Raw genomic sequence first — 25795 nt, forward strand, 5'->3', positions numbered from 1 at the left:
CTCGTCGGAACGTGGCGCGGCGGTTAGCGCAGCGCGCGGCGAAACGCAAGCAGCCACCCCGCCTCTCCCCGCCCCGGTCACCCGCATTAACATCTTCTACACGCGCGCCGTGCGATCCGGATCCTCGCTTTCTTGTGAGCGCGTGAGAGGAGTGCCAGTGCCGGGACAGTCATCCGCCGCGACGGCCCCCGCAACGCCGCGCCACTTCGGCGTCGCCAGCATCTCGGTGACCGGCGGCGTGACCGCGGCGGCGATCCTGCTGTTCGTTGCGATCGCGGGGACCGTGCTGGGCAACGCGGTCCGCGCGCCGCTTGATTCGACGACGCCGTTCGACCGCATCCTGCTCGTCGCGCTGCTGCTCAACATCGCGCTCATCCTGATCGGCTGGCGTCGCCACCGCCGCCTCGCCGAAGAGGTCCAGTCGCGCACCGCCGCGGAGGCGCGCGCGAACCAGCTCGCCTCGCACGATCCGCTCACCGGCTTCCTCAACCGCCGCGCACTCGCGGAGGACGGCGCGGCGATGTTCGTCGGCGCGCATCGCCGCCGCAAGGCGATGGCGTTGCTGATGCTCGATCTCGATCACTTCAAGAGCGTCAACGACATGCACGGCCACGCCGTCGGCGATGCGCTGCTCCGCCGCGTCGCCACCGAAATCGCCGCGATCATGCCCCCGTCCGCACTCACCGCCCGCCTCGGCGGTGACGAATTCGCGTGCGCCTTCCCGTTCGACGCGGTCGCGCCCGACGTGGTCGACCGGATCGCGGAGCGCCTCGTCGCGCGGATGGCCGCCCCCTTCCAGGTCGAGGGGCTCCTGCTCCACATCAATGCCTCGGTCGGCGTCGCGCGGTCCGACATCGCGTGCGCCTCGATCGACGCGCTGATCCGCGCCGCGGACATCGCGATGTACGCCGCCAAGAACGGCGGTCGCGGCCGGCACGCCTGGTTCGATCCGTCGATGGAGCGCGAGTTGCAGGCGCGCAACGAGATCGAGAACGGGCTGCGTGCCGCCATTCCCGCAGGACAGATCGTGCCCCATTTCGAACAGCAGATCGATCTCGCCACCGGTCGCCTCGCCGGGTTCGAGGTCCTCGCGCGGTGGGAACACCCGCTGCGCGGGCTGATCGGGCCCGAACGCTTCATCCCCGTGGCGGAGGAAACCGGGATGATCGGGGACCTGTCGCTGTCCATCATGCGCCAGGCGTTCGCCGCCGCGCGCGACTGGGACGGATCGCTGACGCTGTCGGTCAACATCTCGCCGATCCAGCTCAGGGATCCGTGGCTGGCGCAGAAGATCATCAAGCTGCTGACCGAGACGGGCTTCCCCGCCAGCCGGCTGGAGATCGAGATCACCGAAAGCGCGCTGTTCGACAATCTGGCGCTTGCCCAGTCGATCGTCGGCAGCCTCAAGAATCAGGGTGTCCGGCTCGCGCTCGACGATTTCGGCACCGGCTACTCCAGCCTCGCGCATCTGCGCGCGCTTCCGTTCGACCGGATCAAGATCGACAAGAGCTTCGTCATGTCGATAGCGGACAGCGCGGACAGCGCCGCGATCGTCGGCGCGATCGTCCGCCTCGGCGAGAGTCTCAACCTCCCGGTCACCGCCGAGGGAATCGAGGACGCCGCGACCGAGGACCGGCTCCGCGCGATGGGCTGTGGCAAGGGGCAGGGCTATCTTTACGGACGGCCGCTCGGCGTCGCCAACGCCCGTCGCCTCCTGGCCGAACGCCGCCTGCTGACGACGAGCCGCGGCGCGGGGCCATCGGACCCAGGCGTCACCAGCCTGCGTCGGGCCGGCTGAGATACGCCTCATCCTCGGGCGTCGATGTCCGCCCGAGCGCCGCGTTGCGCGACGGAAACCGGCCATGGCGCGCGATCACGTCCGCATGGTCGCGCGCGAACGCGATGTTCTCCGCGATCCCCAGTTCCTCGAACTTCTCGACGCTCAACCGTTGGAGCGGCAGGTCCTCGGCGTGCATCAACGGCATGTACAGGAACACTCGCCGCTCGGGCGTATAGCGCATTTCCCACCCCATCTCGATCGCGTGGAGCGTCAGCGCCGCCGCCAGATCGTCCGCCGCGAACGCCTCCGCCTCGCCGCGATGGATGTTGCGCGAGAACTGGTCGAGCAGGATGATCGCCGCCAACAGCGTGTCGGGCGACTCGCGCCAGTATTTCGCGCGTGTCGCCAGCGCCGCATCGCGCATCGCGCCGAACCGCGCGGCAATTGCGCGATCGACCGCCTCGTCCCTGGCGAAATGCTCGTGCGTCGTCATCGCGAACCAGAAGTCGAGGATCTCGGTCGCCTCGGCGTGGACTTCCGCTCCCGCGGTGCCTAGATCGCCCGTCATGTCGTCATCTCCTCAGCCCGAGGTCTTTACCCTCGGCTGCCGACTCAACATCGCCGAAAGCGAAACGATCCGTGCGCTCGCGGCGGGTCGAGACATGGTCGTGGTCAACAGCTGCGCGGTGACGAACCAGGCGGTGAAGGACACCCGCGCCGCGATCCGTCGCGCCCGTCGCCTGCGCCCTTCGGCCGAACTGGTCGTCACCGGCTGCGCGTTGCAGATCGACCCCATCGCTTTCGCCGCGATGCCCGAGGTTGATCGCGTCGTCGATAACCTGACGAAGCTCGCCCCGTCGCACTGGGGGTCCGCCGCCCCGCTCCCCGCCCGCCCGCTCCAATCGCGCACGTTCGTCGCGGTGCAGACCGGGTGCGACCATAGCTGCACCTTCTGCACGATCCCCGCGGGGCGGGGCGCCAGTCGCTCGACCGGCATCGAAGCGGTGGTCGCGGAGGTCGAGGCGCTGGTCGCCGCCGGCCGGCGCGAGATCGTGCTGACTGGGGTCGACCTGACGAGCTACACCCCCTCGCTCGCCGCGCTGGTCGAGGCGATCGTCGCGCGCACCGCGATCGAACGCATCCGCCTGTCCTCGCTCGATTCGATCGAGATCGACGATCATCTCTTCGCGCTCGTCACGCAGGAGCCGCGCGTGATGCCGCACCTCCACCTCTCGTTCCAGGCAGGCGACGACCTGATCCTGAAGCGCATGAAGCGCCGGCACCTGCGCGCCGACGCGGTCCGCATGGTCGCACGTCTCAAGACCGCCCGCCCGGACACTGCGATCGGCGCGGACCTGATCGCAGGCTTCCCGACCGAAGACGCCGCCGCCTTCGCCAACACGCTCGCGCTGATCGACGACTGCGACATCGTCCACGCGCACATCTTTCCCTACTCGCCGCGCGAGAACACGCCGGCCGCGCGGATGCCGCAGGTCACGCCCGAGGTTCGCCGCGACCGAGCCGCACGGCTGCGCGAGGCCGCCGCGACGCGCAAGGCGGCATGGTCAAGACGTTGGTTGGCACCACGCAATCCATCTTGGTCGAGAAGCCCGGCGACCGCGGCCACACCCCCACCTTCGCCGAAGTCCGCCTCCCCGCCCCGGTCGAGGTTGGATCGATAACTCCGGTCCACATCAACGATGTCGACGGCTCGACCCTCTTTTCCCGTCATCCCCGCGAACGCGGGGATCCCGCCTTTCCACCCACTGCGCATAGCGGGACCCCCGCCGTCGCGGGGGTGACGGAGTCCATTGATGGCTAATCCCCCCACATCCTGGCACGACAAGCTGCTCGGCGGTTTCAAGCGCACCTCGGACCGGCTCGTCGGCAACCTCGCCGGGCTCGGCACCGCGCGGCTCGACGACGCGACGCTCGACGATATCGAGGAAGCGCTGATCGCGTCCGATCTCGGCCCGCAGACCGCGGGGAAGATCCGCGACCGCCTCGCCGACGGCAGCTTCGAGCGCAACATGGAAGAACTCGGCATCCGCATCGTCGTCGCCGAGGAGGTCGAAAAGGTCCTCGCCACCGTCGCGCGCCCGATCGAGATCGACGCCTTTCCGCGCCCGCAGGTGATCCTCGTTATCGGCGTCAACGGCAGCGGCAAGACCACCACGATCGCCAAGCTCGCGCATCTGTTCATGGAACAGGATTACGGCGTCATGCTCGCTGCCGGCGACACCTTCCGCGCCGCCGCGATCGGCCAGCTGCGCACCTGGGCGGAGCGCGTCGGCGTCCCGATCGTCACCGGCCCCGAAGGCGGCGACGCGGCGGGCGTGGTGTGGGACGCGGTGAAGACAGCGACCGAGACGGGCATCGACGTCCTCATCGTCGACACCGCCGGCCGGCTCCAGAACAAGCGCGAGCTGATGGACGAGCTCGCCAAGATCCGCCGCGTCCTCGGCCGGATCAACCCGGAGAGCCCGCACGACGTCGTCCTCGTCCTCGACGCGACGACCGGGCAGAACGCGCTTCAGCAGATCGAGGTCTTCAAGGAAGTCGCGGGCGTCACCGGGCTCGTCATGACCAAGCTGGACGGCACCGCGCGCGGCGGTGTTCTCGTCGCGGCGGCCGAACGCTACGGCCTGCCGATCCACGCGATCGGCGTCGGCGAGGGCATGACAGACCTGCGCCCGTTCGACGCCAACGAGGTCAGCCGGATCATCGCCGGCGTGGAACAGACGCGGAAGTAGAGAGCTTCCTGTTTTGTGGTCGCTACTCCGTTCGTGCCGAGTAGAGACCGAGCTTGTCGAGAGCTCGTATCGAGGTACTGGCCTCTCGATACGCCATCTCGACAGGCTCGATGGCTACTCGAGACGAACGGTTATGGTGTGAACGCTATCAGTCCCCCCCCCTCCCCCGCGATCCGCCTCGGCATCGATTTCGGCCCGCTCGCGGTGTTCTTCGCTGCGAACTTCCTCACCCCGGGCGTGCCGATCGTCCGCGTGCTCGCCGCGACCAGCGCGTTCATGGTCGCGACCGTGATCGCGATGATCGTCAGCAAGTGGAAGCTCGGACGGATCGCGCCGATGCTGTGGATGTCGGGTGCGCTCGTCCTCGTCTTCGGCGGGCTGACGCTCTATTTCCACGACGAGACGTTCCTGAAGATGAAGCCGACGATCGTCTATGCGATGTTCGCCGCGATCCTCGCCTTCGGCCTCGCGACCGGCCGACCGCTGCTCCAGTCGCTGCTGGAAACCGCCTATCCGGGGCTGACCGCGGAAGGGTGGCTCAAGCTGACGCGCAACTGGGCGCTGTTCTTCGTCTTCATGGCGGTGCTCAACGAGGCGGTCTGGCGCTCGACCTCGTGGGATGTCTGGGTCGCGTTCAAGCTTTGGGGCGCGATCCCGCTGACGCTCGTCTTCGCGGTCGCCAACGTGCCGATGCTGATGCGGCACGGCCTCCAGAGCGCCGATGCGCCGAAGACCGTGCCGCCGGAGGAGTAGAAGGGCCAACCACCACCTAACCGTCATCCCGGCGCAGGCGATATCCATTCCTCCCCGCGCACAACGCATGTCGAGCTTGGGGACCTCTGGATCCCGGCCTTCGCCGGGATGACGGCCGAAATGACGAACGGATCAGATTATCGGCTCGTCGTTCCTCAGCCCAACGCCGCCTCGTAGCGCTTGCCCGCCTCGTCCCAGTTGACCACGTCCCACCACGCCTTCAGATAGCCCGGCCGGTCGTTCATGTAGGTCAGGTAATAGGCGTGCTCCCACACGTCGTTGCCCAGCACCGGGGTGCCCGGCTCCTTGGCGTCGTCCATCAACGGGTTGTCCTGGTTAGGCGTCGACGTCACCTTCAGTGCGCCCGACGAATCCGCGATCACCCATGCCCAGCCCGACCCGAACTGCCCGGCGCCCTTGCCGTTGAAGTCCTCCTTCAGCTTGTCGAGCCCGCCATAGGCGTCGATCGCCTCCTTCAGCTTGCCCGACGGTTGGGTCGAACCCTTCGGCCCCATGATCTGCCAGAAGAAATCGTGGTTCCAGTAGCCGCCGCCATTGTTGCGGACGCCTGCGGACTGCGACGAGATCACGCCCAGGATCTCCTCGATCGTCTTGCCCTGAAGCGTTTCGTCCGCCGCGACGAACTCGTTGAGCTTGTTGGTGTAGGCCGCATGATGCTTGTCGTGATGGAAGTGCATCGTGTCCTTCGAGATCACGGGCTCGAGCGCATCATAGTCGTACGGCAGCGGGGGCAGTTCGAAAGCCATGGGAAGTCTCCTTTGGATCTGTCGGGCTAACGCCAGGCAGCCCAAATGGCTCCAACGCGATCGTTACGCAACCGCTCCGATCAGGTCGTGCCGCCGCAGCGCATGGCGCAGCTGGTCGTAGCTCAGTCCCAAGGACTCCGCGGTCGCGCGCTGGTTGAATCGGTGGTCAGCCAGCGCCTTGGCCAGCAGTTCGCGCTCGAACCGCGCGACGCGCGACTTGAAGTCGGACGGCCCCACCTCGCACGCGGTCACCTCGTCGTCCGCCTCCGGCTCGACCGGCGCGGCCTCGTCCGCCCCCCCCGCGGGCTTCGGCGCGGATCGCCCCGGCCGGTACGGCGACTGGAACGGATCGAACTCGATATTCTCGATCGGGTCGTCCGCGTCCCAGCGATACACCGCGCGCTCGACGACGTTGCGCAGCTCGCGCACGTTGCCTGGCCAGCGATACTCCCGCAGCGCGTCGATCGCCCCCGCGCCGAACCCAGGAAAGCGCTCCCACCCCAGTTCCGCCGCCATCCGCCGCCCGAAATGGTCCGCCAGCACCATGATGTCGCTCCGCCTCGCGCGCAGCGGCGGCAGCGTCACCACCTCGAACGACAGCCGGTCGAGCAGGTCGGCGCGGAACTCGTTGCGGTCGACCTTGTCGGGCAGGTGCTCGTTGGTCGCCGCGACGATCCGCACGTCGACGCGCAGCGGGCGCGACGAGCCGATCCGCGTGATCTCGCCATATTCCACCGCGCGCAGCAGCCGTTCCTGCGCGCCCATTGACAGCGTTCCCAGCTCGTCGAGGAACAGCGTGCCGCCATCCGCCTCCTCGAACCGTCCCACCCGCGCCTTGGTCGCGCCGGTGAATGCGCCCGCCTCGTGCCCGAACAGCTCCGCCTCGATCAGCGTCTCGGGAAGCGCCGCGCAGTTCATCACCACCAGCGCATGGTCCCACCGCTGCGACAGCCGGTGGAGACGCTCGGCGACCAGCTCCTTGCCCGTCCCGCGCTCGCCGATCACCAGGACCGGGCGGTCGAGCTGGGCCGCGCGACTGGCGCGTTCGAGCGCATCGAGAAAGGCCCCTGACTGGCCGATGACCTGCGTCGTGCGCTCCATTGCCAATCCTTGGCGGAAAATCCCAACCCTTCGCAACCCGGATTCGACGATACGCCCGAAACGATCTCACATGCCCTTGTAATAAAACAGATTTCTAAACTGGCACGACGCCTGCAATGCTATTTGCATACCGCTGCAATGGCGGATCACAAGGTTTCAACGGAGGTTTCCATGTTCACCGCCCAGATCGCTCGCACCGCTGCCGCCCTCGTCTGCGCCGTCCTGTTCTCGACGACGATGATCGTCGGCGCGGTCGGTCCGGCCCAGGCGCTGGGCACGACGCAGATCGCTCGCACCGTAGCGTGAGCGCCAGGCGCAGCGCGGGTCATTCCCTCCCCGCGCTGCGCCATCTAAAAGGGCCCGATATTCAGGAGTGCATTGAATGGGCATTTTCTCGCGAACCCGAGACATCGTCGCCGCCAACATGGCCGAGCTGCTCGACAAGGCGGAAGACCCCGCGAAGATGGTCCGCATGATTATCCTCGAGATGGAGGAAACGCTCGTCGAGGTTCGCGCATCCGCCGCCCGCACGATCGCGGACAGCAAGGAAATGCGCCGCCACGTCACCAAGCTCGAAGGGCTCGAGGCCAATTGGACGGAGAAGGCCGAGTTGGCACTGTCGAAGGACCGCGAGGATCTCGCCAAGGCCGCGCTGGTGGAGCGCCGCAAGGCGACCGACATGGCCGATCAGCTCCGCGCCGAGGTTAAGGTGCTCGACGATGCGCTCCGCGCGTCGGAAGAGGACATCGCCAAGCTGCAGGGCAAGCTGCGCGAGGCCCGGGCGAAGCAGAACAACATCGCCACCCGGCTCGAAAGCGCGAACAACCGCAGCCGCCTGCGCGAGATGTGGAACGGCCCCAAGACGCACGAGGCGTTCAGCCGGTTCGACATCCTCGAGCGCCGCGTCGACGAAGCCGAGGGCCGGGCGGAGGCGCTGGGCCTCGGCGCCAGCCCCAAGACGCTCGACGAGGAGATCTCGGAACTGCGGTCGAACGACCGGGTCGACGCCGAACTCGAAGCGCTGAAAGCGCGCCTGAAAAAGGACAATTGAGATGGAAGATATCCTGGTCCCCATCTTCGTCGTCGGGATGCTGTTCATCGGCCTTCCCTGGCTGGTGTTCCACTACGTCACCAAGTGGAAGCAGTCGCCCAAGATCACCGCGGAAGACGAGCGGCTGCTCGACGAGATGTTCAATCTCGCCCGCCGCCTCGAGGATCGCGTCAACACCGTCGAACGCATCGTCGCCGCCGACAATCCCGATTTCAAGCCGGGTCTGGCCGACTATCGCTCGACCCCCGACTATCGCCTCGACGCCCCTGGTGAGCGCCATAACGAGCGGAGGAACTGATGTCCGACAGCCGCACCAAATTCTACCTCGACAAGCAGGACGCCAAGTGGAAGGGCGTATGCGCCGGGATCGCCGACTACACGGGGATCGAGGTCATCTGGGTCCGCATCGCGATGATCCTGCTGACGCTGGCCGGGGGCTTCCCCTGGACGCTGATCGCCTACGGCCTCGTCGCCTGGATGGCGGAGGCCAAGCCGATCGGGCTGTACGAGACGCCCGAGGACGCCAAATTCTGGCAGGGCGTGCGCTCGAACCCGAAGCGCTCCACCACCGAGGTCCGCAGCAAGTTCCGTGAGCTCGACCGGCGCCTCGCCGATATCGAGACGCACTACACCAGCCGCAACAGCGCGCTCGCCAATGAGATCGAGAGCCTGCGCTAGACCCGCGCCTCGACAGACGAACAGGGGACACGACACGTGAACAACTGGGCACTCCTCATCCCGATCGCGGCCATCACGGCAGGGCCGCTCAGCTGGGCCTTCTCCACCTGGGTCCGCGCGAAGCACGGCTACCCGATCGACGACTACCGCACCGACAAGATGCGTCGCCGGATGCGCAAGTGGAGCGGGTGGGACGCCGGCACCGCCGATGGCGGAGACACGCTGGAAGCCGAGCGCAAGATCATGCTGCTCAGCAACGAGAACGAGAAGCTGACGGGCCAGGTCGGCCGGCTCGAGGAGCGCCTGAGGGTGCTCGAGCGGATCGCCACAGACCCCGCCACCCGCACCGCCGCCGAGATCGAAGCGCTGCGCGACCGCACCGACTGATCCGCGCACCACAAAGTTTTCAGGAGAGTATCGATGGGTCCGTTTTCGATGGTCGTCGCGATCGTGTTCATCGCGATGGTCGGCAAGGTCCTGCAGGAACGCTACCGCGCGCTGGGCCGCGAAGCTCCGCATCCCCCCGTCGACAGCGCCGACACGATGCGCGCCCGCGACGAGATCCGCCAGCTCAAGGAGCCCGTCCAGGTGCTGGAGCGCGTCATCACCGACAGTCACGGCAGCGTCGATCTGGATCGCCAGATCGAACAGCTGCGCGATCGCTAAGAGAAGGATGGATACGATGTCCGATCCCAATTTTTACCTCGTGATGGCCTCGACCGCGCTGGCAGGCCTCGGCATGACCACCTTCGCCGCGCTCACCGGCTTTCGCGGCTGGCTCTCGCTCAAGCAGCAGCAGCTGGCGATGGCGCATGATTTCCAGGCCCCCGCCCCGCCCTCCGCCGGCTCGCGGATCGAGATCGCCGATCTCAAGGAACGCATTCGCAAGCTCGAGGCGATCGCCGCCGGGGTCGATCTGTAGGACCCTCGTCGTCCCGGCGCGGGCCGGGATCAGGCCCCGGGTTCACACCGCCGCCCGACCCGCTATAGCCGCGCGCATGGCCACCCTCGACGACATCCGCGACGAATACGAGTTCCTCGACGCCGACGATCGCTATCGCCTGCTGATCGAACTGGGTCGCGCGCTGGAGCCGATGCCCGACGCGCTCAAGACCGACGCCACGCTCGTCCGCGGCTGCTCCGCTTCGGTATGGGTCTATCCCACGCGGCGCGACGACGGCACGCTTCACTTCCTGGCGGACAGCAACGCCGCGATCACCAAGGGGATCATCGCGCTGGTCCTCGCGACGGTCCAGGATCGCCAGCCCGCCGACATCCGCGCGACCGAGATCGACGCCGCGCTCGCCCCCTTCGACCTCAAGGCACAGCTCAGCTCGAACCGCACGCAGGGCATTCCCAACATGATCGCCCTGATCCGCGAGACCGCCGCACGCTACGCCTGAGGGACGAGCACCCGCTTCGTCACCCCGGACTCGATCCAGGTCCCGCTACTTCTCGTACCGCAGAAACAAGGGGGGCCCCGGATCAAGTCCGGGGTGACGGCGAATAGTCTCAGCCCGAACGATCAGGAGCCCTCCGCCCGCAACCGCGCCGCCAGCGCATCGACATCCGTCCCCACCGGCACGACCAGCCACGTCCCCGGCCGCGCGGTGTCCACCAGCGCGACCGCGTTCTTCGGGCAGAGCCCCAGGCATTTCGTCTCGATCACCCCAATCGCGGCCTTGCGACCCTTCCCGAACCCGTCGCGCCTGCGCAGCGCCTTGGCGAGCGGAACCTTGCCGCCCGCGTCGAACCCGCCGCCCGCCTTCTTTCCGCATTTCCCGCACACCAGGATCGCGGCCTGCCACTGCGACGTCGCGACCTTCACTTCGGGCGATACTCGCGCGCCTCTTCGGCGGTGCGCAACACCTCGTACGCCGCCTGGATCGCCTGGAACCGCGTCGCGGCATCCTTGTCGCCGGGGCGCACGTCGGGATGGTTCGCCTTGGCCAGCCGCCGCCACGCCGCGCGCACGCCGTCGAAGTCGATATCGGGCTCCAGATCGAGCACCTCGAGCGCACGCATCTCGTCGCGCGATCGCGTGCCGTCGCCCGGCCCCGCCCAGGCGTGATGCTTCGACTGGGTGAAACCCGACGCATCGCGCGTCTCGTCGGCCTCGCGCGCGGCGGCCTCCTCGGCGTCCAGCCCCTCGAAGTAGTTCCACCCGCGATTATATTCGGCGGCATGCGGCTGACAGAAATACCAGCGATCGGGGCTGTTCGGCGACTTCGGCGCGGGACAGTCGCCGGGTTCGTCACAGCCATGGCGGTCGCAGATCCGTACCTGTTGCGCCGCGCGCCCCGATCCATAGCCGCGCCAGCGGGGAAAGCCCCAGTCGTTGTTGCGGGAAGTCGGGCGCGCCATCGGTGCGACATAGGCCGATCGCCGCAGTTCGCAACGGCTTCGAACACTCCGCCCCGCATGAGACAGTGAGACTGTCTCGCAATAACGCAAGAGAACAACGGCTCGTCGCTTTCTCTCCCGCGGGTGGCATGGATCGCGCATTAGAAATCGATTAGACGCAGACATCAGTTCGGTCCGTTCCGGCCCCGAATCCAAATCCCCGACCCCGAACCGCAGGAGCCGAGGTGCTTTCTCCCCAAACCCTTCTCAAGAGCTGGCGCACCGATTTGCCGGCGTCGATCGTCGTCTTCCTCGTTGCGCTGCCGCTGTGCCTCGGCGTCGCGCTCGCCTCGGGCGCGCCGCTGTTCGCGGGCGTCATCGCGGGGATCGTCGGCGGCCTCGTCGTCGGTTCGCTGTCCAAGTCGCCGCTATCGGTCAGCGGCCCTGCCGCGGGCCTCACGGTCATCGTCCTCGGCGCGATCGAATCGCTGCCCAGCTTCCAGGTGTTCGCGCTCGCGGTCATGCTGGCGGGCGTGCTCCAGCTCGCCTTCTCGTTCACCAAGGCGGGCATCCTGTCGGAATTCGTGCCGTCCTCGGTCATCACCGGGATGCTTGCGGCGATCGGCCTGATCCTGATCCTGAAGCAGATCCCGCATGCGGTCGGCTATGACGGCGATTTCGAGGGCAGCTTCGAGTTCGCGCGTCGCGACGGCGGGAACACCTTCACCGATCTGTTCACCAGCATCACCAGCGACATCCGCCCAGGCGCGGTCGTGATTGCGCTCGCCAGTCTCGCCTTCCTGTTCTGGTGGGATGCGGCGCGGCCGAAGACGGGGCCGTTGCGCTTCGTCCCCGGCCCGCTCGTCGTCGTCGCGATCGGCGTGGTCGGCAACATGATCCTCGGTGCGGTCGCGCCGGCATGGCAGCTCGGCACCACGCACCTCGTCCAGGTCCCGATCGCGGACAGCGTCACCGGATTCGTCAACCTGTTCACCTTGCCCGATTTCACCGCGATCGGCACCAGCACGGTGTGGGTGGTCGCTGCCACGCTTGCGATCGTCGCCAGCCTCGAATCGCTGCTCAGCGTCAAGGCGGTCGACGAGATCGATCCCAAGCGTCGCCGCACCGACAAGAACTGGGAACTGATGGCGCAGGGCGGCGGCAATATCGTCTCCGGGCTGATCGGCGGCCTGCCCGTCACGTCGGTGATCGTCCGCTCCTCGGCGAACGTCGATTCGGGCGCGGACAGCAAGCTGTCGACGATCCTCCACGGGATGTGGCTGCTGCTGTCGGTCGCGCTGATTCCCACGCTGCTGAACCTGATCCCGCTCTCCGCGCTGGCCGCGGTCCTGATCGCGACCGGCTACAAGCTCGCCAAGCCCAAGATGTTCCTCGAACGGTGGAAGCAGGGCTACACGCAGTTCGTGCCGCTCGTCGTCACCGTCGTCGCGATCCTGTTCACCGATCTGCTCGAGGGGATCATGATCGGGATGGTCGTCGGCTTCGGCTTCGTCATTGCGCGCAACTTCCGCATGGCGATCACGGTGGCGCATGACGGTGACGACTGGCTGCTGCGCGCGCGCCGCAACCTGTACTTCATCCACAAGTACGAACTGCAGAAGGATCTGGCGCTGGTGCCCGACGGCGCCAACCTGATGATCGACCTGTCGTCGACCAACTATGTCGATCTCGACAACATCGACGTCATCAACGCCTTCATCAAGGGCGCCGAGTATCGCGACATCAGCGTCATCATCCGCGGGGACGTCGCGCAGCGCACCACCCCGCTCATCAACGCCCCCACCACCGAGGTCCGTTACGCATGAGGGAAGACAAGCAGCTCCTGCTCTCCAACCGGGCGTGGGCGACCGAACTCACCGACGAGAATCCCGATTTCTTCAGCCGTCAGGTCGTCGGCCAGAAGCCGATGTTCCTGTGGATCGGCTGTTCCGACAGCCGCGTCAGCCCGGAACAGAAGACTCAGTCTCAGCCCGGCGGCATGTTCATCCACCGCAACATCGCGAACCTGGTGAACCCGCAGGATCTCAACCTGATGTCGGTCCTGCAATATGCGGTCGACGTTCTGGGCGTGCCCAACATCGTCGTGTGCGGCCATCACGGCTGTGGCGGGATCAAGGCGACGTTGTCGGGCGGGGTCAGCGGTCCGGTCGACAAGTGGCTCGACAACGCACGCGATGTGCTGGCGAACCACCGCGAAGAGATCGACGCGCAGCCCGAGGGCGAGGCCCGCGTCAACCGCCTGGTCGAGGTCAACGTGCGGGACCAGCTTCTCCAGCTCGCACGCACCGAAGCCGTCCAGGGCGCCTTCGCGCGCGGGCAGGAGCTGATTCTCCACGGCTGGGTCTATGACATTCGCGACGGCCTGCTGAAGCCGCTGATGGAAATCGACGCGACGACGAAGCTCGACGAGGTCGGCCGCCCGGAAAAGGTGCTGGTGTAAAACGCTCCCGTCACCCCAGCGAACGCTGGGGTCGCTCCGCCCGGAAGCGCGACGCCCGTTCGACGCGATCCCGGCTTTCGCCGGAATGACGTCAGAAGTTCGCCAGAGGATCTGTAAGCCGGGTTCTGTCCACCCCCTTGCGGAGGATAGGCGACCATTCCTCTACGCGCGCCGTTGCCGACGCGCTCTAGCAACCAACCCGGGCGACTGGTGGGAACACACCGTGCGCCGCCCCTATTTGGTCTTGCTCCCGGTGGGGTTTGCCGTGCCGCCCCCGTTGCCGGGCGCGCGGTGCGCTCTTGCCGCACCCTTTCACCGTGGCGGGGCCGAAGCCTTCGCCGTCTGCTCTCTGTGGCACTTTCCCTGGGGTCGCCCCCGCCGGGCGTTACCCGGCACCGTCGTTCCTTGGAGCCCGGACTTTCCTCGGCGCGCATTGCTGCACGACGCGGCCGCCCGATCCTCTGGCGGGCGGGGTCCTACTCGTCGCCTTGGGGTTTGGGAAGCAGCAATGCGAGCAGGATCATCCGGCATTCCGCATCGATCTCGCCGTCGATCAGCTCAGGGCGGAAGCGGCGCTGGAACGCCATGATCGCCGCCATCCGGTCGCTGACGTCATAGCCGAACCGCTCGAGCGCCAGGCAGAACCCCGCCTCGCTCCAGAACGGGTCTACGAGCTTCTTGGTCGGCCGCGGCAACGCGAGGCGCAGCCGCGACAACCGATGCCAGGGGAACAGCTCGCCCGGATCGCGCTTGCGCGTCGGCGCGATGTCCGAATGGCCCACGACGTTGCCGCGCGTGATCTCGTGATCGTCCTTCACCTTCGACACCAGCCGGATCACCGCGTCGATCTGCGCATCGGGGAACGGGCGATAGCCGAACTCGTGCCCCGGATTGACGATCTCGATGCCGATGCTCACGTCGTTCAGCGCATCCCAGTCGCGCCAGTGCGACACGCCCGCATGCCACGCGCGCTGCGCCTCCGGGACCATCCGGTGCACCGTGCCATCCTCGTCGACCAGATAGTGGCACGATACCTTGGCCGCCGGGTCGCACAGCCGGTCGATCGCCGCCTGCGCGGTTTCCATGCCGGTATAATGGAGCACGATCGCCTGGACCGGCTGGGTGCGCGCGTCGCAATTGGGTGATGGCGTGTCGACGAAACTCATGCCTTGCGGATCCCCTCCCCTGCACCCGGCCGCGCGTGCGCGGTTCCCGCCGATACCTCCCGCGCCTGCGCGGTGCGGACCGACACGATCGCGACGCCCAGCATCGCCACCCCGCCGCCCGCCAGCATCGGCCACGTCAGCGGCGTGGCGAACCACCACGACGCCGCGAACACCGATACCACGGGCGCCGCCAAAGTCAGCGGGGTGACGGTGGAGATCGGATGCCGCTGGATCAGCCACGACATCGCGCCCTGTCCCAGCACCGTCGATCCGATCGCGGAGAACGCCACCCAGCCGAGAGTCCCCAGCGGCAGCGCCGGGATCGCGCGGACCGCCGCCGGTTCGAACGCCCAGGCCAGCGGCACCATCGTCAGCGTCCCCATCAGCCCGATCCACGCATAGATCGTCAGCACCGGCGTTCCGATCAGCTTGCGCTGGATCAGCGAGGCAATCGCCCAGATCGCGCTCGCCACCGCGGTCAGCGCGATCCCCGGCCCCTCGCGCGCCGCCGCCGGATCGAACACCAGCAGCGCGACCCCCGCGAACGCCAGCGCGATCCCGATCATCCGCGGCGCATGGATCTTCTCCTTGAACACCAGGATCGCGAGCATCAGCGAGAACGGCACGCCCAGCTGCCCCGCGATCGCCAGCGCGCCGACATTGTCGGATACCGCCAGCGACAGGTTGATCGCGACGTAGAACAGCCCGCCCATCAGCACGCCCAGCGCGGCGAGCAGCAGCGTCCGCCCGGGCACCACGCGCAACCAGGTCGCGCACACGGCGAAGACGATCCCCTGCCGCAGCATGGCCGCGGTCAGCGGTGCGATCTCGGTCACCGCCATCTTCACCGCGATGATGTTGAGTCCCCACAGCACGTTCATCGCGAGCACGACCATAAGGTCGACCGCGCCGAACCGCACGAACCTGGGGACATCCGCCGTCATCATGCCCTGCGTGGCCGCGCGGGCACCGAAAGTAAACCTCGGCCGGTCCGTCGCGCAGCGCCGGTCAGGCTTCGGGCCGACGATCTCGCCTTCTCGAAAACCAGGTCCACGAACACGTCGTCATCCCGCGCTTGTCCGGGGATCCACGGTGCGGCGAATGTCGCCACGGTGATGGTTTCGAAACGGCGGATGCCGCCATCGGTCCGGCGTGCAGGCGTCAGCCCGCCCGCCGTACCGCCGCGGCTGGAACGATCGTCTCGTACAACCCGCGGAAGCGCCGGCTCGGTTCGAACAGCTCGGTCTGTCCAAGCACCGTCTCGCCCGCACCCAGCACCAGCAGACCGCCGGGCCGCAGCACCGATGCGATCGATCGCAGCACCTGCGCCCGATGCGTGGGCGTCAGGTAGAACAGGACGTTGCGACAGAACACCGCGTCGAACGGCCCGGCCGGCGGCCGATCCGCGACCAGGTTCTGCCGTCGGAACGAGACGTGGCGCAGCAGCTCGGCCTTGGCCGTCCATTCCTCGCCCTCGCCGTCGAACCAGCGCATCATGCGGCGGATCGGCAGGCCGCGCTGGATCTCGAACTGCGTGAACCGCCCGCTGCGTGCGCGCTGGATCGCACCGTCGGACAGGTCGGTCGCAAGGATTTCCGGCATCGCGCCATCGCGCTCGGCGAACGCCATTGCGAGCGACAGGGGCTCCTGTCCGAACGAACAGCCCGCGGACCAGATGCGCTGGCGCATCCCCGGACGATATGGCTCGAGCGCCGCGATCGCCTCGACTGCGGCATCGACGACCGGGCCGTCCCGAAAGAAGCTGGTTTCCTGGTTCAGCAGCACCTCGACGATCCGGTCGCCCACCTTCGAATCCTTTCCGTCGAGCAGCTGGACGACCAGCGCGTCGATCGTCTCCAGTCCGCGATCGCGCAGCAGCGGCTTCAACGCGGTGTCGAGCCGCCAGCTGCGGTTCGCCGCCAGATGCTGGCCGGTACGGACCTCGAACAGGGTCGCGATCACCGCCATCGCGCCGGTGGGTGCCGCGCTTGCGGCCAGGTCCCCGGTCACGCCGCCACCCGCCGCCGGATCGCCAGGAACGCGCCGATCCGGTCGGGCGTCATCACCGCGTTCGCCAGCCCCGCCGACGCGATCACGCCGGGCATGCCCCAGACGACGGACGATCCCCGATCCTGCACGACGATCGTGCCGCCGGCCGCGGACAGCGCGCGCGCGCCTTCGAAGCCGTCGCGTCCCATCCCGCTCAGCACGATGGCCAGCGCCCGCGCGCCGTACACCGTGGCGAGCGATGACAGCATCGGGTCGACCGACGGCATGCAGCCGCTGGGCATCGGTTCCTGGGTCAGCCGGACCGCCGCGCCCCCTTCGCCGAGGCTGACGATCGACATATGTGCGTCGCCCGGCGCCACGATCACGCGACCGCGACGAATCCGCATCCGGTCGACCGCGACGTCGCACGGGCGCCCGGCGAGCAACGCGATCTGCGCCGCGAAATAGGGGCTGAACGACGCCGGCAGGTGCTGCGTCACCAGGATCGGCAGGTCGAAATCGGCGGGCAGCGCGCGCAGCACCTGCCCCATCGCGTGGATGCCACCGGTCGACGCGCCGATCGCGACGACGTCGAAATCGGATCGGGGCGGAATCGTGCGTGCCGCAACGTCGGACTTCGCGACGCGCGGTCCCGCGACCCGCGAAAGGCGCTCGATCAGGATGTCGGTGAACCGCCCCGCCAGCGCACCCGCCTCGGGCTTCACCAGCGTGTCGGCGGCGCCCAGCGCCAGTGCCTGGATCGTCGCCGCGGCCCCCTCGTCGCAGCTCGACGACACCACCAGGATGCGCGCGCCGCGCCCTGCCTCGATCAGGTCGGGCAGCGCGGTCAGTCCGTCGATGTCGGGCATTTCCAGGTCGAGCAGGATCACGTCGACCGCGTCGCGCTCCAGCGTCGCCAGCGCGGCGCGGACGTTGGCCACCGCACCGGAGACGACGAACCCGTCCGCCGCCGCGACGATCCGCGAGATCACCGCCCGCGCGACCGCCGAATCGTCGACGATCAGCACGCGGGTGGGCGTTGCGCGGGTGTCGCTCTCGCCGATGCTGCGCAGGGGAGCGAGCGTCACGGGCTGGGCCTCAGGCCACGCCGACGATCTGGAGCTTGCTTTCCAGCGTCTCGCGGTCGAACGGCTTCATGACATATTCGTCCGCCCCCGCCTCGATCGCCGCACGGATATAGGCCATGCCGTTCTCGGTCGTGCAGAACACCACCTTGGGGCGCGGCGCCACGTCCGATTCGCGCAGCGCCCGAAGGAAATCCATCCCGCTCATAACCGGCATGTTCCAGTCGAGCAGGATCACGTCGGGCACCGACGCGCGACACGCATCGAGCGCCTCGCGCCCGTCCGCCGCTTCCGCGACGGCGAAATCCAGCGTCTCCAGGATATGGCGGGCGACCTTTCGGATCACCTTCGAATCGTCGACTACCAGGCAGGTCTTCATCACGCGGTACACCCCGTTGGGATCGTTTCGTAAAACCCGCTTTGCACCAGCACCTGTAAGCGCCGGGTTAATCCTCGGGTTTCTGCTTGTCGGGCCGACATCGCCCGAACCGTCACGCCGCCGCCTGATGCTCGGGCAGCAGCGCCGCCAGATCGATGACGAGCAGCGGCTCGCCGTCGCGCTCGACCACGCCGCGCCCGATCGCCCGCCAGCCACCGTCGAGCGCGACGCCCGCGGACAGCGACTGCATCGTGAACGGCGCGATGTCCTCCAGCGTATCGACCATGATCGCATAGGCCTGCCCGTCGAGATACGTGATGACCGCACGCGTCGATACGTCGCGGTGGCGCGGCAGCCCCAGCACCACCGCGGTGTCGATCACGGTGACGACGCGGCTGCGCAGCGCCGCCAGCCCGCGCACGGCCTTGCCCGCACCGGGTACGGGCACCACCTGCCCGATGTCGACGACGGAGGCGACCTGCTCGGCATCGATCGCAACGCCGTGCCCCATGATGTGCGCGACGAGATACAGGCGTTCGCTCATGCTGCGCTCTCCAGTCCGGCGGGATCCTTCAGAGCCTTGAGCAGCGCGACCCGGTCCAGCCGGTGAAGCCCCTGCCCGCGCGTCCGGCTCAGCCGCACCGTCGGCACGCCCGCGCGCGGCACCAGCGCGTCGTCATCCATCGCCAGCACCACCATCGGGACGCTGCCGTCGGTCAGCCGTGTCGCGACGCGGTATCCCGCGGCCTCGACGACGGGCTTCAGGAACGCCTCCATCCAGGCGGTGTCGCTGCCCTGAAGCAGGCAGAGCGGCGCGCCCTGGGTCGACGCCGCGCCCGTCTCCGCCGCCGCGGCGTACAGCCGCAGCGGATCGAGCAGCTCGACCGGCTCGCCGTCGATCACCGCCACGCCCGCGACCAGCCCCGTCGCAACCGCGGGCGCCAGCCCCACAGGCAGCGTGACGATGTTGATCGCCTCCGCGATGACATACCCCAGTTCCACGTCGTCGTCGTGCAGCCGCAGCACGGCGCACGTCGCCCCTGCGGGCACCGCCGCACTCGCCAGCAGCGGGATCGCGCGGTCGCCCACCGTCAGCCGCAGCCGCCCCCCGCTCGCGCGGACGGTATGGGCGGGCACCTGTTCGATCCGGTCGATCGCGGCGAGCACGATCGCGCGGCGCACGCCGTCCAGATCGTCGAACAGCAGCGCCGGGATCGCCGCCTCCGCCTGCGCGACGCAGGCCTCGTCGGTCGCGACCATGCGGTCGAACCGCAGCCCTGCGCGCGCCGCGACCCCCGAACAGTCGAGCAGCAGCATTGGCAGCCCGCTGTCGGGCAAGGTCTGCCCTGCATAGAATCCCGCCGCCATCACCGCGGGTGCGGCCGGCTTCACCACCAGTTCCTCGGTATCGTGCACCGCATCGATCCCCAGCGCGAACGCGCCATCGGGCACGTCGACGATCATCGCCATCTGCGGTTCGTCGCCCGGGAAGCGCGTTCCCATCAGCGTCGCGAGGTCGACGAACGGCAGCCGCCGCTCGCGTAGCGTCAGCACGCGCGCGCCGCCGATCTCGTCGATCCGCAGCGTCTGCGCGCTCGCCAGCGACACGATCTCCTCGATCGCCTGGCGCGGGATCGCGAACCGGTCCTTGCCCACCGTTACCGTCACCGCGGGCAGGATCGACAGCGTGAGCGGCACCTGGATCGCCACCGTCAGGCCGCGGCCCGGCCGGTTGTCCAGCACGATCCGCCCGCCGATCTGCTCGATATTGGCGCGAACCACATCCATCCCGACGCCGCGGCCGGACAACGATGTGACGGTATCGTTGGCGGAAAGCCCCGCCTCGAAGATCAGGTCGAGCTTGGCGCGCTCGGTCGCGTCGGCGAACTCGGCCTCTCGGTGCGGCGCCTGCGCGATCGCCTTGGCGACCAGCCGTGCGACGTCGATCCCGCGACCGTCGTCGGCGATGTCGATCAGGATCCGGTTGCCCGATTGCCGGGCGCTCAGCGTCAGTTGCCCCGTCTCGCGCTTGCCCGCCGCGCGGCGCTGCGCGGGCGTCTCGATGCCGTGGTCGATCGAATTGCGGATCATGTGGACCAGCGGATCGCGCATCATCTCGATCATCTCGCGATCGAGCTCGACGTCCGCGCCGTCGATCTTCAGGTTCACCGCCTTGCCGGTCGCCGCCGCGGTATCACGCACCAGCCGCGGGACAGCCGAGAACAGCGCCTCGATCCGCTGCATCCGCGTCCGCGTGACCGTGTCGCGCATCTCCGCGACCGTCGCGGACAGGCGCTCCAGCGCGGCCTCTACCTGCGGCACCATCGCATCGTCGCGCATCGTCCGCGCCAGTTCGTTGCGCGCCAACACCATGTCGGACATGCCACTCATCATCCGGTCGAGCAGGTCCACCGACAGCCGGACGCTGCGCGTGGGGGTACGCTGCGCCGCGCCGCCATGGACGACGGCCGCGGCCGCGGCATCCTTTTCGAGCGCCGCGATCAGCAGGTCCTCGCTCGAGTCGTCGAGCCCCACGCCCGCTTCGATCGCCTCGACGATCTCGCCGATCCGGTCCACGATCGCGAGCACCGCGTTGACCAGCGCGGTATCGGGCACCCGCTCGCCGGAGCGGACCGCGGCCAGCACGTCCTCGGCGGCATGGCTCAGCCGCTCCAGCCGCGGCAGGTCGACGAACCCGCAGCTGCCTTTCACCGTGTGGACGAAGCGGAAGATCGAATCGAGCCGCGCCCGGTCGGTCGGGTTCGCCTCCCACGCCACGATCTCGCCCGAGAGCGCCTCGAGCGTCTCGCGCGTTTCGGCGATGAATTCCTGCAGCAGGTCGTCCATGAGGTTCCGCAAGCGAGAGTGACTTGACGTCACCCTGCGCGGAACGAGGTTAAGGCGGTGCTAATCCGCCGCGTTCAACACCGCCCCGAACATCAGCACGCCGTTCGTCCCCGCGCCCGCCGCATCGTCGACCATCACCGATCCGCCGCTGTCGGCCACCAGCTGGTGCACCAGGAACGCCGCCGCCGCACGCGCCGAGACGCCGCCCGCCTGCTCGCCGTCGACCAAAGTCGCGCGCAGTTCGGGATCCAGCACCGTCCGCGGCCCTTCCGCGCGCAGCACGATCTCGTACCGCCCGCCATTCTCTTCCGCGCCCACGTCGAGCGTCCCGCCGCGCACCAGCGCGTCGTTGGCGATCATCGCGAGATTGAGCAGCGTCTTGGCCGCGGGCTTGGGCAGCGCCGCGCCTTCGACGTGCCAGCCCAATGTCGTCCGCTTCGCCTCCGCCATCAGCCCCTCGATCGCCGCGCGGATCTCGCGCGTGTCGATCGAATCGCCGAACCCGCCCGCCGCGCCGAACGCGAGCCGAAAGAATTTCAGCTTGCTGGCCGATGTCCGCGCGCTCTCGCTCAGCAGGTCGAGGCAGCGCTGGCGCATGTCGGGATCGGTCTCGTCGGCGAGCAGCTCCAGCCCGTTGTTGAGCGCACCGACCGGCGACAGCAGGTCGTGGCACAGCCGCGAGCACAACAGGCTCGCGAAATCCACCGGGCTGGTCGTCATGGCATTCCCCCAAACAAAACACGCTTACTCGCAACCGCTTCCTTCTGGCGATTCGCGCGAATCCGCGCAAGGCGATGCATCGCGGATCGCGACCGGATCGAAGCGACCGTGGACCGTTCCGTCGCGAACCGCCCGCCATGCGCGCAACGCGCCGCCGCCCGCGATCAGCCACAGCGCGCCGTCCCCCGCAGACGCGGCGGCATCGCGGGGCGACGGCATGGCGTCACCCGTCGGATGCGAATGATAATGGCCGATAATTGCCGGCCCGCCCGCCCGCGCACGCCGGTGCGCCGCGATCAGCGCGACCGGATCGATCTCGAACGCCTGCGCCGGGTCCGCCGCGACGTTCGCGCACGGCTCGATCTCGGTCACCCTCGTCCCCGCGCCGAACAGCAGCCCGCAGACTTCCCGCCCCGGCGACGCAGTCGCCTCGCGCAGGATCCGGTCGCACAGCGCGCTTGAAATCCGACAGTCCATCGCCACATCGCTACGACATGGACCGGGGGGTTTCCATCTTCGAAGCGACGATCGCGGGCAGCGCCGATGGCTGGCGCCTCGATCGTGCCTTGGCGGACGCGGTGCCGACGCTCTCGCGCGAACGGCTGAAGGTGCTGATCGCCGCCGGCAACGTCTCGCGCGACGGCCTCCTCACGCGCGATCCCGCCAAGCGCGCCGCAGCCGGCGACGTCTTCGCGGTCGCCGTCCCGATCCCCACCTCGCCGCACAACGAGGCGCAGGATATCCCCCTCGTCATCGCATACGAGGACGAGCATCTGATCGTGATCGACAAGCCCGCCGGGCTCGTCGTCCATCCCGCCGCGGGCAATCTCGACGGCACGCTCGTCAACGCGCTGCTCCACCATTGCCGCGGCTCGCTCTCCGGGATCGGCGGCGTCGCGCGCCCCGGCATCGTCCACCGCATCGACAAGGACACCTCCGGACTGATGGTCGCCGCCAAGACCGATCGCGCGCACGAAGGCCTCGCACGCCAGTTCCACGATCACAGCATCGACCGCCGCTATCGTGCGATCACGTCGGGCCAGCCGATGCCGCCTGCGGGCAAGGTCGACGCTCCGCTTGCGCGCAGCCCGCAGAACCGCAAGAAGATCGCGATCGTCCAGGGCGGCAAGCGCGCGGTGACGCACTATGCGACGATCGAGCGGCTGCGCGACGCCGCGCTCGTCGAATGCCGGCTCGAGACGGGGCGCACGCACCAGGTCCGCGTCCACATGGCCTCGATCGGGCATTCGCTGCTCGGCGATCCGGTCTACGGCAAGACGAAGGCCGGGCAGAAGGCGCTGCTCGAAACGCTCGGTTTCCGGCGCCAGGCCTTGCACGCCGCGCATCTCGGGTTCATCCATCCGGTGAAAAGCACCGCTTTGGCGTTCGAAAGCGATATGCCTGCGGACATGCAGGAACTGTTCAGCCAGCTTCACGTATAGGTTCGGAGAACCGATGCACCGCCCGATCGCGGGCCGCGCGGTTGTCCCAGAAGGGAGTTTTCAGGATCATGGCAGCCCGCAGCAACCTGCCCGCGACGATTCCGGCGCTTGGCGGCGAGCAGAGCCTCAATCGCTACCTGTCGGAAATCAAGAAGTTTCCGATCCTCGCGCCCGAGCAGGAGTATATGCTTGCCAAGCGTTTCCAGGAGCATGGCGACACCGAGGCGGCGGCACAGCTCGTCACCTCGCACCTGCGCCTCGTCGCCAAGATCGCGATGGGCTATCGCGGCTACGGGCTGCCCGTGTCCGAGCTCATCAGCGAGGGCAATATCGGGCTGATGCAGGGCGTGAAGAAGTTCGAGCCCGATCGCGGCTTCCGTCTCGCCACCTATGCGATGTGGTGGATCCGCGCCTCGATCCAGGAATTCATCCTGCGCAGCTGGTCGCTCGTGAAGATGGGCACCACCGCCGCGCAGAAGAAGCTGTTCTTCAACCTGCGCCGGATGAAGGCGCGCCTCGACGCGTTCGAGGACGGCGATCTGCGCCCCGAGCACCTTGCCAAGATCGCGACCGATCTCGGCGTGTCGGAGGCGGACGTCACCAGCATGAACCGTCGCATGGCGATGGGCGGCGACACCTCGCTCAACGTGCCGATGCGCGAGGACGGCGAGGGCCAGTGGCAGGACTGGCTGCAGGATGACGCGCCCTTGCAGGACAAGGTCGTTGCCGACGCGCAGGAGGCGGACGTCCGCCACGACATGCTCGTCAACGCGATGGACGACCTCAACGACCGCGAGAAGCACATCCTCACCGAGCGCCGCCTCACCGATGACCCGAAGACGCTCGAGGAATTGTCGCAGGTCTATGGCGTCTCGCGCGAACGCGTCCGCCAGATCGAGGTCCGCGCGTTCGAGAAGCTGCAAAAGGCGATGATGAAGATCGCCGGCGAAAAGCGGTTGCTGACGGCTTAGGCCGCCACGGCAGCTACTACGCGCGTGCCGTACCCCGGCGAAGGCCGGGGTCCAGCCCAAGGCATAGTCATGCGCGGCAGCGCATTTGGCGCTTCGCGCCGAGACTGGACCCCGGCCTGCGCCGGGGTACGCCAAGGTCTGTTCCCCGTCACCCCGGACTTGATCCGGGGTCCTGCTTCCCTGCGCATCTAGCGCGTCCTGGGCATTGCCCGCGCCCCCCGCCCTCCGCTACGGCACGGACATGCTCCTCCGCTCGCTCCGCATCGTCGGCAAGGTCGCCGCATGGTTCGTCCTCGTCTCGGTCCTGTGGGTCGGCGTCTACCGTTTCGTCCCCCCGCCCTTCACCTTCACGATGCTTGGCGACCTGCTCTCGGGCCATTCGGTCACCAAGGACTGGACCCCGCTCGACGACATCGACCCCAACATGGCGCGGGCCGCGATCGCGGGCGAGGATTCGCGCTTCTGCCTTCACCACGGCTTCGACTTCCGCGCGATCGCGGGCGCGGCGGTACGCAACGCCAAGGGCGGCCGGATCCGCGGCGGCTCGACCATCAGCCAGCAGACCGCGAAGAACGCGTTCCTGTTCCAGGGCGGCGGCTATGTCCGCAAGGCGTTCGAGGCCTATTTCACCGTCCTGATCGAGGCGATCTGGGGCAAGCGCCGCATCATGGAGGTGTATCTCAACGTCGCCGAAACCGGGATCGGCACCTACGGCGCACAGGCCGGCGCGATCCGCTATTTCAACCACGACGCGGACCATCTGACCCCCGCCGAGGCCGGCCGCATCGCCGCCGTCCTCCCGCTCCCCAAGAAGCGCGAGGCGGTCGCTCCCCACGGCTTCACCCGCCGCCACGGCAACGCGATCGCCAGGCGCGTCGGCATCGTCCGCCGCGACGGGCTGGACGCGTGCTTGCTTTAAGGCGTCCCGGCGATCGAAAGAAGATCGACCCCTGACCAACGCAGGACAACGACGATCGCGATCAGGATCAACGTATAAATGAAACCTGATACGACATTCGTCACAACGGATTTCAAGAAACTGCCTTTGAGCGCTTCCTCAATGATGCGAGGGCGCTCCTGCGCAATGATAGCTTCGGAATAGGCACGCAGAACCTCATTTGCTTCCGCTCGCTTGCTCGCGACGTTCGCCGGCGTCCACGTTTCGTGATAGGCTTCCAATTCGTCGGAGGTGGACGGCTGGCCACCTTTTGAATCCCGCTGAACCCACTCGCGCTTGGCGATTTTATAAAGACCATAGGCGATCAGGCCGCGAACCTGATCTTCATCGTCGTCGTAAAACCGCTCGAACAGCGAGTTGTGAGTTATTACTTACGCTCGAGCATTTCTAGCGACGTGTTGGCCGCGCGTTTGGCGCGACTGAAAGATTCATTGGTCACACGGACGTCCATGTCGCCACTCTTCGTGACGACGGTTCCCTTGTCGGTGATCTTCACCGCCATGTATCGACCCGAACGACCGTCGTGTTTGATCGAGTATTTCATGGTTCGA

32 protein-coding genes, 1 other RNA gene and 1 pseudogene are annotated in these 25795 nt (G+C 67.8%); 17 read left to right on the top strand and 17 right to left on the bottom strand.

The features are described 5' to 3' along the window. The first annotated feature begins 226 nt into the window (after window positions 1–226). Window positions 227–1798 carry a putative bifunctional diguanylate cyclase/phosphodiesterase gene (locus tag ACV7NO_RS13850; RefSeq protein ID WP_463407357.1) on the top strand — a complete coding sequence of 524 codons (1572 nt, stop codon included), beginning with the start codon at window positions 227–229 and terminating at the stop codon, window positions 1796–1798. Here ACV7NO_RS13850 and ACV7NO_RS13855 read toward each other — a convergent pair. Next, window positions 1773–2348 (bottom strand): DUF924 family protein, encoded by a 576-nt coding sequence (locus ACV7NO_RS13855; protein WP_463406553.1) that lies wholly within the window; start codon window positions 2346–2348, stop codon window positions 1773–1775. The two genes, ACV7NO_RS13850 and ACV7NO_RS13855, sit on opposite strands and share 26 nt — an antisense overlap. Here ACV7NO_RS13855 and ACV7NO_RS13860 point away from each other — a divergent pair. From ACV7NO_RS13860 to ACV7NO_RS13870, 3 genes and pseudogenes are all read left to right on the top strand, one after another. Further along, window positions 2347–3602, top strand: a pseudogene (locus tag ACV7NO_RS13860) (MiaB/RimO family radical SAM methylthiotransferase). The gene ACV7NO_RS13855 and the pseudogene ACV7NO_RS13860 overlap by 2 nt on opposite strands. Then, entirely contained in the window at window positions 3595–4533 is a 939-nt protein-coding gene (ftsY, locus tag ACV7NO_RS13865; protein ID WP_463406554.1) for a signal recognition particle-docking protein FtsY, read from the top strand. The pseudogene ACV7NO_RS13860 and the gene ftsY overlap by 8 nt, the downstream one beginning before the upstream one ends. Before the next feature lie 138 nt (window positions 4534–4671). Then, window positions 4672–5286 carry a septation protein A gene (locus tag ACV7NO_RS13870; RefSeq protein ID WP_463406555.1) on the top strand — a complete coding sequence of 205 codons (615 nt, stop codon included), beginning with the start codon at window positions 4672–4674 and terminating at the stop codon, window positions 5284–5286. A gap of 155 nt (window positions 5287–5441) precedes the next feature. Here ACV7NO_RS13870 and ACV7NO_RS13875 read toward each other — a convergent pair whose 3' ends face one another. Then, on the bottom strand, window positions 5442–6053 hold the full coding sequence (locus ACV7NO_RS13875; protein WP_463406556.1) for a superoxide dismutase: 612 nt from the start codon (window positions 6051–6053) through the stop codon (window positions 5442–5444). Between the two features lie 63 nt (window positions 6054–6116). Beyond that, entirely contained in the window at window positions 6117–7154 is a 1038-nt protein-coding gene (gene pspF / locus ACV7NO_RS13880) for a phage shock protein operon transcriptional activator (RefSeq protein WP_463406557.1), read from the bottom strand. A gap of 9 nt (window positions 7155–7163) precedes the next feature. Here pspF and ACV7NO_RS13885 point away from each other — a divergent pair, with 9 nt between their 5' ends. The 8 genes from ACV7NO_RS13885 to ACV7NO_RS13920 all read left to right on the top strand — a co-directional run bounded on the left by ACV7NO_RS13885 (window position 7164) and on the right by ACV7NO_RS13920 (window position 10286). Next, window positions 7164–7460, top strand: coding sequence for a hypothetical protein (locus ACV7NO_RS13885; RefSeq protein WP_463406558.1), 297 nt, complete (start codon window positions 7164–7166; stop codon window positions 7458–7460). 76 nt (window positions 7461–7536) lie between these two features. Next, on the top strand, window positions 7537–8205 hold the full coding sequence (gene pspA, locus ACV7NO_RS13890; protein ID WP_463406559.1) for a phage shock protein PspA: 669 nt from the start codon (window positions 7537–7539) through the stop codon (window positions 8203–8205). A gap of 1 nt (window position 8206) precedes the next feature. After that, entirely contained in the window at window positions 8207–8503 is a 297-nt protein-coding gene (gene pspB, locus ACV7NO_RS13895) for an envelope stress response membrane protein PspB (RefSeq protein ID WP_463406560.1), read from the top strand. After that, on the top strand, window positions 8503–8883 hold the full coding sequence (gene pspC, locus ACV7NO_RS13900; protein ID WP_463406561.1) for an envelope stress response membrane protein PspC: 381 nt from the start codon (window positions 8503–8505) through the stop codon (window positions 8881–8883). Before pspB ends, pspC begins: the two co-directional genes overlap by 1 nt. Before the next feature lie 36 nt (window positions 8884–8919). Beyond that, window positions 8920–9270 carry a hypothetical protein gene (locus ACV7NO_RS13905; RefSeq protein ID WP_463406562.1) on the top strand — a complete coding sequence of 117 codons (351 nt, stop codon included), beginning with the start codon at window positions 8920–8922 and terminating at the stop codon, window positions 9268–9270. Between the two features lie 33 nt (window positions 9271–9303). Continuing rightward, the gene (locus ACV7NO_RS13910) at window positions 9304–9549 is read left to right on the top strand and encodes a hypothetical protein (RefSeq protein WP_463406563.1); all 246 of its coding nucleotides are present in this window, start codon (window positions 9304–9306) and stop codon (window positions 9547–9549) included. A gap of 16 nt (window positions 9550–9565) precedes the next feature. Then, a complete protein-coding gene (locus tag ACV7NO_RS13915; RefSeq protein WP_463406564.1) occupies window positions 9566–9805 on the top strand; it encodes a hypothetical protein in 240 nt (79 codons plus the stop codon). A 76-nt stretch (window positions 9806–9881) separates the two neighbouring features. After that, a complete protein-coding gene (locus tag ACV7NO_RS13920) occupies window positions 9882–10286 on the top strand; it encodes a SufE family protein (RefSeq protein ID WP_463406565.1) in 405 nt (134 codons plus the stop codon). 122 nt (window positions 10287–10408) lie between these two features. On the opposite strand, the gene ACV7NO_RS13925 is transcribed toward ACV7NO_RS13920, so the two are convergent. Further along, window positions 10409–10711: a (2Fe-2S) ferredoxin domain-containing protein gene (locus ACV7NO_RS13925; protein WP_463406566.1), complete on the bottom strand. Its 303-nt coding sequence runs from the start codon at window positions 10709–10711 to the stop codon at window positions 10409–10411. Continuing rightward, on the bottom strand, window positions 10708–11247 hold the full coding sequence (locus tag ACV7NO_RS13930; protein WP_463406567.1) for a J domain-containing protein: 540 nt from the start codon (window positions 11245–11247) through the stop codon (window positions 10708–10710). The genes ACV7NO_RS13925 and ACV7NO_RS13930 overlap by 4 nt, the downstream gene beginning before the upstream one ends. A 224-nt stretch (window positions 11248–11471) precedes the next feature. Here ACV7NO_RS13930 and ACV7NO_RS13935 point away from each other — a divergent pair, with 224 nt between their 5' ends. Together ACV7NO_RS13935 and ACV7NO_RS13940 are read left to right on the top strand one after the other, a co-directional pair. Continuing rightward, on the top strand, window positions 11472–13052 hold the full coding sequence (locus ACV7NO_RS13935) for a SulP family inorganic anion transporter (RefSeq protein WP_463406568.1): 1581 nt from the start codon (window positions 11472–11474) through the stop codon (window positions 13050–13052). Beyond that, on the top strand, window positions 13049–13687 hold the full coding sequence (locus tag ACV7NO_RS13940; protein ID WP_463406569.1) for a carbonic anhydrase: 639 nt from the start codon (window positions 13049–13051) through the stop codon (window positions 13685–13687). Before ACV7NO_RS13935 ends, ACV7NO_RS13940 begins: the two co-directional genes overlap by 4 nt. Window positions 13688–13785: 98 nt before the next feature. On the opposite strand, the gene rnpB is transcribed toward ACV7NO_RS13940, so the two are convergent. From rnpB to ACV7NO_RS13990, 10 genes are all read right to left on the bottom strand, one after another. Further along, window positions 13786–14152, bottom strand: an RNA gene (gene rnpB, locus ACV7NO_RS13945) — RNase P RNA component class A. Between the two features lie 11 nt (window positions 14153–14163). Continuing rightward, on the bottom strand, window positions 14164–14853 hold the full coding sequence (locus ACV7NO_RS13950) for an N-acetylmuramoyl-L-alanine amidase (RefSeq protein WP_463406570.1): 690 nt from the start codon (window positions 14851–14853) through the stop codon (window positions 14164–14166). Further along, entirely contained in the window at window positions 14850–15797 is a 948-nt protein-coding gene (locus ACV7NO_RS13955; protein ID WP_463406571.1) for a DMT family transporter, read from the bottom strand. Before ACV7NO_RS13955 ends, ACV7NO_RS13950 begins: the two co-directional genes overlap by 4 nt. Before the next feature lie 217 nt (window positions 15798–16014). Continuing rightward, window positions 16015–16821 carry a CheR family methyltransferase gene (locus tag ACV7NO_RS13960; protein WP_463407358.1) on the bottom strand — a complete coding sequence of 269 codons (807 nt, stop codon included), beginning with the start codon at window positions 16819–16821 and terminating at the stop codon, window positions 16015–16017. Between the two features lie 38 nt (window positions 16822–16859). Further along, entirely contained in the window at window positions 16860–17930 is a 1071-nt protein-coding gene (locus ACV7NO_RS13965) for a chemotaxis protein CheB (RefSeq protein WP_463406572.1), read from the bottom strand. A 10-nt stretch (window positions 17931–17940) separates the two neighbouring features. Then, window positions 17941–18306, bottom strand: coding sequence for a response regulator (locus tag ACV7NO_RS13970; RefSeq protein ID WP_463406573.1), 366 nt, complete (start codon window positions 18304–18306; stop codon window positions 17941–17943). Between the two features lie 112 nt (window positions 18307–18418). Beyond that, complete coding sequence (locus tag ACV7NO_RS13975; protein WP_463406574.1) at window positions 18419–18850, bottom strand: chemotaxis protein CheW; 432 nt, start codon at window positions 18848–18850, stop codon at window positions 18419–18421. Continuing rightward, window positions 18847–21153 (bottom strand): chemotaxis protein CheA, encoded by a 2307-nt coding sequence (locus ACV7NO_RS13980; RefSeq protein ID WP_463406575.1) that lies wholly within the window; start codon window positions 21151–21153, stop codon window positions 18847–18849. The genes ACV7NO_RS13975 and ACV7NO_RS13980 overlap by 4 nt, the downstream gene beginning before the upstream one ends. A 60-nt stretch (window positions 21154–21213) precedes the next feature. After that, window positions 21214–21873 carry a histidine phosphotransferase family protein gene (locus tag ACV7NO_RS13985; protein WP_463406576.1) on the bottom strand — a complete coding sequence of 220 codons (660 nt, stop codon included), beginning with the start codon at window positions 21871–21873 and terminating at the stop codon, window positions 21214–21216. 24 nt (window positions 21874–21897) lie between these two features. Beyond that, window positions 21898–22350, bottom strand: coding sequence for a M67 family metallopeptidase (locus tag ACV7NO_RS13990; protein ID WP_463406577.1), 453 nt, complete (start codon window positions 22348–22350; stop codon window positions 21898–21900). A gap of 17 nt (window positions 22351–22367) precedes the next feature. Here ACV7NO_RS13990 and ACV7NO_RS13995 point away from each other — a divergent pair, with 17 nt between their 5' ends. From ACV7NO_RS13995 to mtgA, 3 genes are all read left to right on the top strand, one after another. Beyond that, entirely contained in the window at window positions 22368–23315 is a 948-nt protein-coding gene (locus ACV7NO_RS13995) for an RluA family pseudouridine synthase (RefSeq protein ID WP_463406578.1), read from the top strand. A gap of 68 nt (window positions 23316–23383) precedes the next feature. Continuing rightward, on the top strand, window positions 23384–24286 hold the full coding sequence (gene rpoH, locus ACV7NO_RS14000; protein ID WP_463406579.1) for an RNA polymerase sigma factor RpoH: 903 nt from the start codon (window positions 23384–23386) through the stop codon (window positions 24284–24286). Window positions 24287–24527: 241 nt separating this feature from the next. Beyond that, window positions 24528–25205 (top strand): monofunctional biosynthetic peptidoglycan transglycosylase, encoded by a 678-nt coding sequence (mtgA, locus tag ACV7NO_RS14005; protein WP_463406580.1) that lies wholly within the window; start codon window positions 24528–24530, stop codon window positions 25203–25205. Here the strand turns inward: mtgA and ACV7NO_RS14010 are convergent. Continuing rightward, window positions 25202–25465, bottom strand: coding sequence for a hypothetical protein (locus ACV7NO_RS14010; protein ID WP_463406581.1), 264 nt, complete (start codon window positions 25463–25465; stop codon window positions 25202–25204). The genes mtgA and ACV7NO_RS14010 overlap by 4 nt on opposite strands. Before the next feature lie 146 nt (window positions 25466–25611). Further along, window positions 25612–25788: a hypothetical protein gene (locus ACV7NO_RS14015; protein WP_463406582.1), complete on the bottom strand. Its 177-nt coding sequence runs from the start codon at window positions 25786–25788 to the stop codon at window positions 25612–25614. Window positions 25789–25795: the final 7 nt, after the last annotated feature.

This window comes from Sphingomonas sp. Ell38C01, from assembly GCF_055231975.1.